General features: G+C 45.2%; 11 protein-coding genes. 5 read left to right on the top strand and 6 right to left on the bottom strand.

Annotated features, from left to right (window positions below):
• Nucleotides 1–121 precede the first annotated feature (121 nt).
• The 5 genes from CSX02_RS08585 to pflB form a co-directional block, all read right to left on the bottom strand.
• On the bottom strand, nt 122–967 hold the full coding sequence (locus tag CSX02_RS08585; protein WP_031544658.1) for a DUF4097 family beta strand repeat-containing protein: 846 nt from the start codon (nt 965–967) through the stop codon (nt 122–124).
• A complete protein-coding gene (locus tag CSX02_RS08580) occupies nt 951–1,565 on the bottom strand; it encodes a DUF1700 domain-containing protein (protein ID WP_099386361.1) in 615 nt (204 codons plus the stop codon). The genes CSX02_RS08585 and CSX02_RS08580 overlap by 17 nt, the downstream gene beginning before the upstream one ends.
• Nucleotide 1,566: 1 nt before the next feature.
• A complete protein-coding gene (locus CSX02_RS08575) occupies nt 1,567–1,878 on the bottom strand; it encodes a PadR family transcriptional regulator (protein WP_031544662.1) in 312 nt (103 codons plus the stop codon).
• A gap of 384 nt (nt 1,879–2,262) precedes the next feature.
• Nucleotides 2,263–3,048 (bottom strand): pyruvate formate-lyase-activating protein, encoded by a 786-nt coding sequence (gene pflA / locus CSX02_RS08570; protein WP_099386360.1) that lies wholly within the window; start codon nt 3,046–3,048, stop codon nt 2,263–2,265.
• A gap of 89 nt (nt 3,049–3,137) precedes the next feature.
• Nucleotides 3,138–5,390 (bottom strand): formate C-acetyltransferase, encoded by a 2,253-nt coding sequence (gene pflB / locus CSX02_RS08565; RefSeq protein ID WP_099386359.1) that lies wholly within the window; start codon nt 5,388–5,390, stop codon nt 3,138–3,140.
• 263 nt (nt 5,391–5,653) lie between these two features.
• On the opposite strand from pflB, the gene CSX02_RS08560 reads away from it, so the two are divergent.
• The 4 genes from CSX02_RS08560 (at nt 5,654) to CSX02_RS08545 (ending at nt 10,115) form a co-directional block, all read left to right on the top strand.
• Nucleotides 5,654–6,472 (top strand): hypothetical protein, encoded by an 819-nt coding sequence (locus CSX02_RS08560; RefSeq protein WP_099386358.1) that lies wholly within the window; start codon nt 5,654–5,656, stop codon nt 6,470–6,472.
• Nucleotides 6,473–6,651: 179 nt separating this feature from the next.
• Nucleotides 6,652–8,028 (top strand): MATE family efflux transporter, encoded by a 1,377-nt coding sequence (locus tag CSX02_RS08555; RefSeq protein ID WP_099386357.1) that lies wholly within the window; start codon nt 6,652–6,654, stop codon nt 8,026–8,028.
• Between the two features lie 54 nt (nt 8,029–8,082).
• Nucleotides 8,083–8,922, top strand: a complete 840-nt coding sequence (locus CSX02_RS08550; RefSeq protein WP_099386366.1) for a DUF3737 family protein — start codon at nt 8,083–8,085, stop codon at nt 8,920–8,922.
• A 26-nt stretch (nt 8,923–8,948) separates the two neighbouring features.
• Nucleotides 8,949–10,115 carry a MalY/PatB family protein gene (locus tag CSX02_RS08545; RefSeq protein ID WP_099386356.1) on the top strand — a complete coding sequence of 389 codons (1,167 nt, stop codon included), beginning with the start codon at nt 8,949–8,951 and terminating at the stop codon, nt 10,113–10,115.
• 60 nt (nt 10,116–10,175) lie between these two features.
• On the opposite strand, the gene cysK is transcribed toward CSX02_RS08545, so the two are convergent.
• A complete protein-coding gene (gene cysK / locus CSX02_RS08540; RefSeq protein WP_099386355.1) occupies nt 10,176–11,111 on the bottom strand; it encodes a cysteine synthase A in 936 nt (311 codons plus the stop codon).
• A 144-nt stretch (nt 11,112–11,255) separates the two neighbouring features.
• Between cysK and CSX02_RS08535 the strand changes: the two genes are divergently transcribed.
• The gene (locus tag CSX02_RS08535; protein ID WP_099386354.1) at nt 11,256–12,206 is read left to right on the top strand and encodes a tRNA dihydrouridine synthase; all 951 of its coding nucleotides are present in this window, start codon (nt 11,256–11,258) and stop codon (nt 12,204–12,206) included.
• Nucleotides 12,207–12,217 lie beyond the last annotated feature (11 nt).

The raw sequence follows: 12,217 nt of genomic DNA, 5'->3' as shown, positions 1-12,217 counted from the left end.
AATATGTCAGCTACGCTGACGCAAATCTCGCGCCAAGTCTCGCGAGCGAGACTTGAATTGAAAAAAAGATGGGACATCCCATATTGATCTTGTATCAATATGGAGTGTCCCGTTTTTGGTTTTATTCAACGGTGATGGAAATATCGCCTACGTCGGTCGACAATTCGCAGATGCCACCGGTGGAATCGTGTGGTACATCGACATCGCCGATGCTTGATTCGGCATGAAAATCTTTGCCGGACAGAAGAGAACCCCTGATGTCGCCGGTGTGATTTTTGATATAGATACTGGCTGCATCGCTTCGCTCCAGCCGGATATCACCGGTCGCCTGCTCAATGCGCATTTCGCTTTTACAGATGACATTGCTTAATGTGATATTGCCGGTACTACTTTTTGAATAAAAACTATTGCAGTCAAGCGTGTCAACTTCGATATCACCGGTGTCGCTTTCAAGCTCCACGCGGCCTGTTACGGCGGAAAGCAAATCGATATTGCCGACATGGCTTTTTACAGTGGCTTCAGAGAATGTGAAGTCCTTCGAAAGCGTAATGTCGCCGGTTGCACATTTGATAGCCAGCTTTTCGTACTGATTTTCCGGCAGATACACTGTGACTTTTTCAGTGGAAAAATGAAAATCAAAAAAGTTGAACCACTGTCGTTCATCATCTATCTTTATTACGAGCGTGTCGTCGGTAACATTAATCTTTACCTCCTCTTTGGAGTCGACCGTATATTCCACGCGACATTCATTCGCATTTGATTTTTCAAAAATCACATCGCTGGTCGACACATCAATGTCAATATTGTGAAAACTGTCCTTGAGATTTACAGTGTCTGAAACATAGCTCGCGTTGGAAATTTTGCGAAAATCAAATCCATATACACTTAAAGTAATTGTAAAAATTGCAATTCCTGCGGCGCAAAGACCGAGCGCAATCGGGATTAATATTTTACGAATATGATTCATTGTTGGCCCCCTTTCTCAAAATCCAGGATTTAAAACGACTGATTGGCGATGCACTGATGCTTACTGCGCCTTTAAAGAAAGCGATGCTTCCAAAGAAAAGTAAAATAGCAAGTCCCGCCATAAACAAGGCACATCCGAGTGACAGGAATCCTCCGCCGACCGAGGCACTAAAAATCGTGACCGGCGCATGAACCAGGCAGGCGATGGATGCAAAAATGAATGCCAGGTCCACCACAAAGAATGTAAATACAAATACCCATATAACAATATAAAATGTAAAAAGTAGGCACAAAGCGGTAATCAAAAGCGGGAACCAGATCGGGAAACTCAATACGAGCAAAAGCACCATTCCGGCATTGATATTTTTCTTCTGGTTTACCTTGTTTCGTACAATTTTGGAAAGCGGGATTTCCCCCATAATTTGCGCCGCGATATCATCGACATTTCCGATTTGTTCTACGGCTTCCTCTTCGGTGAGTCCCTCCTCAAGACGATCGTCAATCATCTCACTGTAGAAGGCAATTCGTTCTTCGAGCTCGTCCTGCATCAGACCGTTCAGTCTTGCGCGAAGCTCGAAGAGAAACTGTGACTTATTCATACTAATTCTCCTCTCTGATAATGAATTGATAAATGGACATTATCTCGTCCCATTCTCCAACAAATTCCTCTATGCGCGCGCGCCCCACATCCGTGATGTGATAGTACTTTCGCAATCGCCCACCGTGCTCTGCGGTTCGGACAGTCAACATATGCGCTGTCTCCAGGCGCTTGAGGATAGTATAGAGTGTGGATTCGGATAATTCGAGGTATGGTTTCATATCTTTGATGATTTGGTAGCCATACGAATCTTCATTTTTGATTGCTGCCAGCACGCATACATCGAGCAGGCCGCGTTTTAGTTGCACATCCATACAATACCTCCTTTGATGTTATACATCGTAACACGAAGTATATCGTGTGTCAAGGTATTTCTTTTGGGGACGGGGGTCAGCGGATAGTCGGGTGTCCCTAAAGTAATAGTACCCCGTCCCCAAAGGAAAGTAGTTGAATAAAGCCAGTAATTATCGGAGCTTGTGGAGCGAAGGTGAGATTAAGTTTCCGGAAAAATGATGGATTTTTGATGGGGTACTAGAAAAAATATTGGAAAAAAAGAAAAAAATTTGGACACAAAAAAACGAAGTTTCCTGCCAGCCGGCATAAAACTTCGCTTTGTAGCACTTATACTTTGGGGACACACTTCTTTCCTTTGGGGACACCCGACTATCCGCTAACCCCCGTCCCCAAAGGTGAAAAAATTAGCAGCCCTTCAACGCGTCAGAGTCACAATCGGCGGTCTGCACGGTTTCGCCTTTTTCGATGCCGAGAATGGCTTCGGCGCGCTTGACTTCGTCCTCGGTTGGGACGCGGGCGTCCTTGAGAGGATAATCGATGCCGAGATTCTCCCACTTGAAGAGACCGAGCGTATGGTATGGAAGGATTTCAACGCGGCTTACTGTCTTTAATGAGCGGACGAAAGCTGCGAGATCCTGTAATCCTTTTTCGTCGTCGGTCAGATCAGGGACCAGGACGTGACGAATCCACATTTCTTTGCCGTGGTCGGAGAGATACTGCGCCATCGCCAGAATGTTGGCGTTGGAATGTCCGGTCAGCGCTTTGTGCTTCTCGTCATCCATTTCTTTGATGTCGAGCATGAACAAATCGGTGACTTCCATCAGCTGATCGAATCTGGCAAGGTACTCCGGATCCATTGAGAATGGATTGGCGCTTGTGTCGAGTGTGGTATGCACACCTTTCGCTTTTGCAAGCCGGAAAAATTCAGTTACGAAATCAAGCTGAAGCAGAGCTTCTCCGCCGCTGACTGTGATGCCACCGTCTTTTCCCCAATAGTTCTTGTAGCGGAATACTTTTTTGAATAAGTCCTCCGCAGTCCATTCCTCCCCGCAATCGCAGGCCCATGTCTCCGGGTTGTGGCAATATTTGCAACGCATCTTGCAGCCCTGCAAAAATACACAGTAGCGGACACCCGGTCCGTCGACCAATGCGAATGATTCAAATGAATGAATAAATCCTTTTGTACTCATAGTTTTTCCTCTCTAATTTAAAAATCCCATGGGATAGAAACTACCCCATGGGAAACCAAAACATCTAATTCATGCCTTGCGGCTACAAATTAAAGGCTTGCGTGGCAGGTACGAGAGATTACGTCTAACTGCTGCTCACGAGTCAAGTCGATGAACTTAACAGCGTATCCTGATACACGGATGGTGAAGTTTGCGTATTCTTCTTTCTCCGGGTGCTCCATAGCATCCTTGAGCTTGTCAATACCAAATACGTTGACATTCAAGTGATGAGCGCCCTGGTTGAAGTATCCGTCCATAGCCTGAACGAGGTTCTTCTTCTGCTCTTCAACGTCATGTCCCAAAGCATCCGGGTTGATGGTCTGAGTATTTGAAATACCATCAAGAGCCCATTCGTAAGGGATCTTAGCTACAGAGTTCAAAGAAGCAAGAAGTCCGTTTGTCTCTGCGCCGTAAGCCGGGTTTGCTCCAGGTGATAATGGAGCACCTGCTGGACGTCCGTCCGGCATAGCACCGGTAGCCTTACCGTATACAACGTTTGAAGTAATGGTAAGAATAGAAGTGGTAGGCTCTGAACGACGATAGGTGTGATGCTTCTTAATCTTTGCTAAGAAGGTGCGGAGTAACCATACACCGATTTCATCGGCACGGTCATCATCATTACCATATCTAGGGAAGTCTCCGTCAATCTTGTAATCAACAGCAAGTCCGTTCTCGTCACGGATTACCTGAACCTTTGCATACTTGATAGCAGAAAGGGAATCAATAACGTGTGAGAATCCTGCAATACCGGTAGCGAATGTACGACGTACATCGGTATCAATCAATGCCATCTGTGCTGCTTCATAGTAGTACTTGTCATGCATGTACTGGATGAGGTTCAATGTGTTTACATAGATATCTGCAAGCCAGTCAAGCATAGCATCGTATTTATCCATAACTTCATCATAATCAAGATATTCAGAAGTGATTGGCTGATACTTAGGTCCAACCTGAACTTTGTTCTTCTCATCAACACCACCGTTGATAGCGTAGAGCAAGCACTTAGCAAGGTTTGCACGAGCGCCGAAGAACTGCATTTCCTTACCGGTCTGAGTAGCAGATACACAGCAGCAGATTGCATAGTCATCGCCCCAGATTGGCTTCATAACATCATCGTTCTCGTACTGGATAGAAGATGTTGTGATAGAAATGTAAGCTGCATACTTCTTGAATGCTTCAGGAAGTGCAGAAGAGTAAAGTACAGTAATGTTTGGTTCCGGTGAAGGTCCCATGTTCTCCAATGTGTGAAGTACACGATAGTCAGTCTTGGTAACCATTGAACGTCCGTCTACGCCGATACCAGCGAGGTCGATGGTTGCCCAAACCGGATCTCCGGAGAATAACTGGTTGTAAGATTCGCAACGAGCGAACTTAACCATTCTGAACTTCAATACCATGTGGTCGATCAATTCCTGAGCTTCAGTCTCAGAAAGGATTCCCTTAGCCATATCTCTTTCGATATAGATATCAAGGAAAGTACATACACGACCGATTGACATTGCAGCACCGTTCTGAGTCTTGATTGCTGCAAGATATCCGAAGTAAGTCCACTGAACAGCTTCGCGAGCGTTTGTAGCAGGCTTAGAAATGTCAAATCCGTAAAGAGCAGCCATTTCCTTCATGCCCTTTAATGCATTGATCTGCTCCTGAAGCTCTTCGCGTAAACGGATAACCTCACCCTTCATAGAGCCTGATCCGCAAACCGCCTTGTCAGCTTCCTTGCACTCGATCAAGTGATCGATACCGTAAAGAGCTACACGACGGTAGTCACCAACGATACGTCCACGACCATAGGTATCCGGAAGACCGGTAATGATCTTGTTCTTTCTAGCGGCACGCATTTCCGGTGTGTAAGCATCGAAAACTGCCTGGTTGTGAGTCTTGTGATATACAGTAAAGATCTTGTGTAATTCCGGGTTTGGAGTATATCCGTACTCGGTCAAAGACTTCTCTGCCATCTGGATTCCACCATAAGGCATGAAAGCTCTCTTTAATGGCTTGTCAGTCTGAAGACCAACAACCTTCTCGAGATCCTTTAATGATTCATCGATATATCCAGGTCCGTGAGAAGTAAGAGATGCTACGATATCGGTATCCATATCAAGAACACCGCCCTTAGCTCTTTCTTCTTTCTGTAACTTCTGGAGAGCACCCCAAAGCTTATCAGTAGCTTCTGTAGCAGGTGCTAAGAATTTCTCATCTCCGTCATATGGAGTGTAGTTGTTCTGGATGAAGTCACGCACATTGATTTCTTCTTTCCAAAGGCGTCCTTCAAAGCCATCCCATTGTTCAAAATTGACCATAATAGCCTCCTCTATATTGATTGTTTTACGGGGAACAAATTTAAATGTGGTTAGATACTTCTAACTTTCCTAACCATTCATAGAATATCGTTTTGTTAAATTCTTGTCAATCAAAAAAGACAATGTTTTTATTATTGTACAATTTACGCTATATAACTAGGAAAAATTATGGATGGAAATCAAGAGTATGATTTGATAGGATATAACTTATTAAGATAAATTTTATCAAAGAAAAAGAGGAAGATTGTAGGAGGAAAACAACAATGGATTACAACTATCAACAGCAGCCTGCACCGCAATTTCGTAAGAAATTCAATGTATTCGGCCTCATTTCCGCATTGATTTACCTGGTGGGATGCTTCCTGCCGTATATTTATTTGGGAAGTGATGTGGCAGAAGCATTCAGTGACTCGTATGGGGAAGGAATTATGAAAACATTTGGCTTTAACAGTGCGAGACTGAATTTCTGGGATATCGGAGAAGTTGCGAAATTTTATTCCGGAGCGATTGAGCCTGAGGTTGAAATCGTATATAAGGCAATTTTTGTGATTGCGGTTGCGCTCGGTATTCTGACACTTTTATTCGTATTGGTAAAAACAAAGATTCCGGTAATTGTATTCGGTGTATTGGAACTCGGTGCTGCCTGCTTTATCGCATGGATGTGTTATATGATCACATCTGAAGCAGAAGGCACAAGCATTTCTTATGGCGTATACATCATGATCATCGGTGCAATCCTTTCCATCATCGCAGGTGCGGTTTATCGCACACGTCCGGCATATAATCCGGCAGCAGGATATGCAAATTCCTATACCAATAACGGAAATGGATACGGACAGCAATCATTTGTAGCACAATCAGTACAGCCACAGTATCAGGGCCAGACATATCAGGCGCAGGGTCAGACATATCAGGCGCAGGGCCAGCCATATCAGGCACAGGGCCAGCCATATCAGGCACAAGGCCAGCCATATCAGGCACAGGGCCAGCCATATCAGGCACCGGAGCAGCCATATCAGGCACAGGAACAGCCGTATCAGGCTCCTGAGCAGAGCCAACAGAACACTCCGGGAGAATTCTAGAATTCGCATGTAATAAGAGCAGAGACCGGCATATTATAAAGAAGGATTGTGCAATTTGTAAATGAAAAGACAAATTGCACAGTCTTTTTTTTATAAAAAATAGATTGCGCAAAATTGATTTTCGTGTTAGTATGAATATAAGTTTAGCACACTAACAATTTGTGCATAAGGAGATGAAAATGAAAGAGAAGTCAACAGAATTATTTGCATCAGCACCGATTCCCAAGGCGGTGTTTACGAACATGATTCCTGCGATTATCAGCATGATCATGGTTATGATTTATAACCTGGCGGACACCTTTTTTATTGCGCAGACCAAGGATCATTTGATGATTGCGGCAATTTCGGTATCAAGCCCGGCATTCTTTTTCTTTATGGCAATCGGCAGCTTGTTTGGAATCGGAGGTACTTCCCTGATTTCGAGAAGTCTGGGCGCCGGAAAGGGAGAAAAAGCAAAGCATATTTCATCATTTTGTTTTTGGACCGGCACTGCAATCGGTATCATCAGCGCTTTGCTGATTCATTTTAATGCGAGAAGCATTTGCTATATGATCGGTGCCGACGGTGATACGATTGGATATGCGACGGAATATCTGGATATTCTGTCTTTTGCGATTCCGCTTTTGATTATTGGAAATACATTCAGTAATATCATTCGTGCGGAAGGCAAGCCACAGATCGCCATGATTGGTACGGTGGTTGGTAACCTGATTAATATTGTTTTGGATCCAATCCTGATTTCCGGTTTGAAACTGGATGTGCGCGGCGCAGCCATTGCAACCGTTCTTGGAAATGTATTTTCGGCAGGATTTTATATTTACCATCTGAGTTCAAAACATTCCATGCTTTCGCTGAATCCGAAACTGTATCGCGCAGGAGAGGGCATTGCATTCGGCGTGCTTGCAATCGGAATTCCTGCCGCACTCAACAGCCTTTTGATGACGGCATCCAATATTATTCTCAACAGCCTGATGTCAAAGCACAATAACTTCGCGGTTGCGGGACTTGGTGTGGCGATGAAGGTCAATTCCATTGCGGTCATGGTTTTGATTGGTATGGGATTCGGTGTGCAGCCATTGCTGGGATACAATTTCGGGGCGCGCAACAAGGAACGATTTAATGGCATTATGCGATTTTCACTTTTGGTGGCATTTATCGGATCGCTGGTTATGACGATTATCTGCTATTGTGCGGCTGGCCCGCTGGTCAGAATCTTTTTGGACAATGAGCAGGCATTTGATTATGGATTCCAGTTTTGCAGAATTTTGATTTATGCCGGACCGGTTTTGGGAATTATGTTTATTTTCCAGAATGCGATTCAGGCGACAGGCGCTGTTGTGCCGGCGATGATTCTGTCGGTATGCAGACAGGGATTGATTTTGATTCCACTTTATTATCTGTCGAACCATTTCTTCCATACACCGAGAGCATTGACGATGTGTACGCCGATTGCGGATTACTCATCGACAGCCATCAGTGTAATTCTGTTTATTTATACGATACGCAAATATTTTGGTGATGCAGAGATGGTAGACAAAATTGAACAGGAATTATAAGGGATAGTGTGATTTGGAGTGTTCGTAGTGAAGATAGAGAGCGAGGCACAAGAAATGAGAGAATTTGAAAATGAGCGTTTTACCGGCGAGCGTGCGATGTTTGCCGTAAAAGATGTAAAAGTAACCGATTGTATCTTTGCGGACGGAGAATCTCCGTTTAAAGAGAGCCATGGAATTGAGGCAGTGAACTCGAGCTTTCAGTGGAAATACCCATTCTGGTACAGCAGTGATATCAAAGCAACGGATTGTACCTTCTTTGAGATGGCGCGTGCGGGAATCTGGTATACCAAAAATATTACTCTTGAGAATTGTCTGTATGAGGCACCGAAGGGATTCCGTCGCTGTGATGGCGTGACCTTGAAAAATGTAGATTTGGCAAATGCCAGTGAGACCTTGTGGTTCAACCGCAATGTCCGTCTGGAAAATGTAGTTGCAAAAGGAACCTATTTTGCAATGGGAAGCGAGAATATCTATGCGGAAAACTTCCGCCTCCTGGGTGATTACTCGTATGACGGATGCAAAAATGTCGAGATTCATAATGCAAAGATGCTGACCAAGGATGCATTCTGGAACTGCGAAAATGTTGTGGTTTATGATTCGTATATCTGCGGCGAGTATTTCGGATGGAATGCCAAGAATGTCAAACTGGTGAACTGTACGATTGAGAGTTTGCAGGGATTCTGTTATATGGACAATGTGGTGCTTGAAAATTGCAAGCTGTTAAATACCACACTTTCGTTTGAGTATTCGACCAACATTGATGCAGAGGTAACCACTGCAATCGACAGTGTCAAGAACCCTTATGACGGATCCATCCGTGCAAAGGAAATCAAAGAACTGATTCTCGAAGATGCATTTGTAGACAAGAACAAAACAACGATTACCACCCTGTAAAAGGATGACAGGAAAAGGAAAACAGCATGGGAAAATATAATTTTGATGAATTGGTGGAACGACGCGGCAGTGGTTGCAGCAAGTGGTCCGGCCCACAGGATGAAATCCCGATGTGGATTGCGGATATGGATTTTGCAGCAGCGCCGGCGATTCAGGCGGCTTTGCAGAAATGTGTCGACCGTCGCGTGTTTGGATATTTTGATTTGCCGGATGAGTGGGCAGATGCTTATGTGAACTGGTGGGACAGACGCCATCATTTTAAGATGAATCGTGAGCGATTGATCTTTACCACCGGAATCGTGCCGGCAATATCGTCTGCGGTTCGCAAACTGACCTATCCTGCAGAAAAAGTATTGGTTCAGACACCATGCTATAATATTTTCTTTAATTCAATTTACAATAATGGCCGCTATATTGTGGAAAACAAACTTAAATATGACGGCAATGATTATACGATTGACTGGGAATTGTTCGAGGAGCAGCTTGCAGATCCGCAGGTGACGATGATGATTCTGTGCAATCCGCACAATCCGGTCGGCAGAATCTGGGACAGACAGACGCTGACCCGTATCGGTGAGCTTTGCAAACAGCATCATGTGATTGTCTTCTCGGATGAAATCCATTGTGATCTGACTGCACCGGGACAGGAATATATCCCGTTTGCATCGGTTTCCGATACCTGTCGGGAGATTTCCGTGACAGGAATTGCACCGACGAAATGCTTTAACATCGCTGGAATCAATACTGCAGCAGTCTATGCCGAAAACGAATTGCTGCATCACAAGATGTGGCGCGCCTTAAATACCGATGAGGTTGCAGAACCAAACGCGTTTGCGGTGGCTGCGACACTGGCTGCATTCAATGAATCAGAGGACTGGCTCGAGGAATTGCGTGCATACATCTGGGATAACAAAGCATGGCTGACTGAAAAAATCAAAGCGGAATGTCCGCAAATCCGGATGCACAGTGAGCCTGCCACTTATCTGATGTGGCTGGATTGCTCCGCGTTTACGAAAGATACAAAATCTTTTTGCAAATTTTTGCGAAGTGAATACAAATTGCGTCTCGCGGCAGGTGAGGCATACGGACTCGGAGGAGCCGGATTTATTCGCTGGAACCTTGCAGCTCCGCGAGAGAGACTGGAAGAAGCGGCAGAGCGGTTTATCCGCGCTGTGCGCAATTATTCTGAATAAGCAGCAATATAAAATAAAAGCCACTGCATCAGCAGTGGCTTTTGATATTACACGCGACGATTATTCTGTGAAAAGTGGTGTGGACAGATAGCGGTCTCCGGAATCCGGGAGCAGAGCAACAATATTCTTGCCGGCGTTCTCCGGACGGGAAGCCAGAATGGTAGCTGCTTTTAATGCAGCACCGGAAGAGATGCCCACGAGCAGACCTTCTGCGGTTGCAAAACGCTTTCCTTCGGTAAATGCATCTTCGTTCTCGATGGCGATAATCTCGTCATAAATCTCGGTATTTAAAACAGATGGCACGAAGCCTGCGCCGATTCCCTGAATCTTGTGTGCGCCTGCCTGACCGGTTGAAAGTACGGCTGAGCTGGCCGGCTCAACTGCGACAATCTTGACATCCGGATTCTTGGACTTGAGATATTCACCGACACCTGTGACGGTACCGCCTGTGCCGACACCGGCTACAAAGATATCAATCTTGCCGTCGAGCTGTTCCCAAAGCTCCGGACCTGTGGTTTCGCGATGTGCGATTGGATTGGATGGGTTGTCGAACTGTCCGAGGATGATTGCGCCGTCAATTTCAGCTGCAAGTTCCTCTGCCTTGGCAATTGCACCTTTCATACCTTTGGTGCCGTCGGTCAATACGAGCTCTGCACCATATGCTTTGAGCAGGTTGCGTCTCTCGACAGACATGGTCTCAGGAAGGGTCAGAATTGCACGATATCCTTTTACGATTGCGACTGCGGCAAGACCGATTCCTGTATTTCCGGAAGTCGGCTCGATGATGGTGCCACCCGGCTGCAAGCGTCCGTCCTTTTCTGCGTCTTCAATCATGCGAAGTGCAATACGGTCCTTTACAGAACCGGCTGGGTTGAACAGCTCGAGCTTTGCAAAGAGATTTGCATTTGTCACATTGCTCTTTGCCGCATAGCGGTTCAATTTTAACAGTGGAGTACCACCAATTAAGTCGTAAGAATTTTCTACATAACTTGCCATAAGTTTGATCCTCTCTTTCTACGAAATCACTTTGATTCGTTGTGTTTTGAATTAGGTTGGAGAAAGAATATCATAGTATTCCTACCAAGTCAATAGGAAAAGAATTATTTTTGAAAAAAATGGCGATTTTGATATAATACTTTCATGAAAATTTATCTTGCCCCTATGGAGGGAATTACCAATCATATATATCGCAGTGCACTGGATGCACATTTTCCGGGTGTGGACAGGTATTTCACCCCGTTTATTTCCGCTACCGCAAATCTGAATAAAAAGCAGGATCGTGATGTGAATCCGCAAAATAATATCGGGATGGATTTGATTCCGCAATTGATGGCGCATACAGTGGATGCGGTATTGCATCTGCAGGCGCTGCTGCAGGAACGCTATGGTTATTCGGAAATTAATCTGAATCAGGGCTGTCCGTCGGCAACGGTTATATCCAAAGATCATGGATCCGGATTCTTGCGGGATGTAGAGAGGATGGACCGTTATTTTGAGGAATTGTTCGACCGCGCGGATTTTCCGGTTTCCGTCAAGACACGGATCGGTGTGGAGTCGGAGGAGGAATGGGATGCGATTCTGGAAGTGTATCGCCGCTATCCGTTTTCTGAGATTATCATTCATCCGCGGACTACCCGCGACCAGTATCAGGGAAAACCGCGACTGGAGCAGTTTGCACGGGCGCTCGAAGTCCTGGATGCCTCGCGTATCTGCTATAACGGAGATGTCTATACCATCGAGGATTATCAGGCAATCAAAGCGCAATTCCCGCAAGTTGATAAGGTGATGATCGGGCGCGGAATCCTCAAAAATCCTATGCTTGTATCAGAAATCAAAGCATTTGAGGCAGGGGAAAAATATGCCTTAAATCATGAGGATTGGATGGCGCTTGCGGCGATGATGCAGCAGATTCGTGATGTGATGCAGCATACTTTTTCGGGGGATGCACATGTTCTGGCACATCTGAAAGAATTGTGGGGATATCTCGCGGGACTGTTTCCGGATGCCAAAAAAGAGATCAAATCTTTGAAAAAAAGCCGTAAACTTGCGGAATATGATGCAGTTGTAAGGTTGCTTTTTAGCGACAAATAAGGTAAAATATT

Origin of the sequence: Agathobacter ruminis (genome assembly GCF_002735305.1) — a bacterium.
GTDB lineage: Bacteria > Bacillota > Clostridia > Lachnospirales > Lachnospiraceae > Roseburia > Roseburia ruminis.
Note: the sequence above shows the minus strand (reverse complement) of the source record. Positions and strands in the feature narration are given on the sequence as shown.

Excerpts from the sequence above, each read along its gene's own strand:
- CSX02_RS08535 (WP_099386354.1), top strand. The coding sequence starts at position 11,256 with ATGAAAATTTATCTTGCCCCTATGGAGGGAATTACCAATCATATATAT.
- CSX02_RS08575 (WP_031544662.1), bottom strand. The coding sequence starts at position 1,878 with ATGGATGTGCAACTAAAACGCGGCCTGCTCGATGTATGCGTGCTGGCA.
- pflA (WP_099386360.1), bottom strand. The coding sequence starts at position 3,048 with ATGAGTACAAAAGGATTTATTCATTCATTTGAATCATTCGCATTGGTC.
- CSX02_RS08560 (WP_099386358.1), top strand. The coding sequence starts at position 5,654 with ATGGATTACAACTATCAACAGCAGCCTGCACCGCAATTTCGTAAGAAA.
- CSX02_RS08550 (WP_099386366.1), top strand. The coding sequence starts at position 8,083 with ATGAGAGAATTTGAAAATGAGCGTTTTACCGGCGAGCGTGCGATGTTT.
- CSX02_RS08585 (WP_031544658.1), bottom strand. The coding sequence starts at position 967 with ATGAATCATATTCGTAAAATATTAATCCCGATTGCGCTCGGTCTTTGC.
- CSX02_RS08580 (WP_099386361.1), bottom strand. The coding sequence starts at position 1,565 with ATGAATAAGTCACAGTTTCTCTTCGAGCTTCGCGCAAGACTGAACGGT.
- cysK (WP_099386355.1), bottom strand. The coding sequence starts at position 11,111 with ATGGCAAGTTATGTAGAAAATTCTTACGACTTAATTGGTGGTACTCCA.
- CSX02_RS08555 (WP_099386357.1), top strand. The coding sequence starts at position 6,652 with ATGAAAGAGAAGTCAACAGAATTATTTGCATCAGCACCGATTCCCAAG.
- CSX02_RS08545 (WP_099386356.1), top strand. The coding sequence starts at position 8,949 with ATGGGAAAATATAATTTTGATGAATTGGTGGAACGACGCGGCAGTGGT.
- pflB (WP_099386359.1), bottom strand. The coding sequence starts at position 5,390 with ATGGTCAATTTTGAACAATGGGATGGCTTTGAAGGACGCCTTTGGAAA.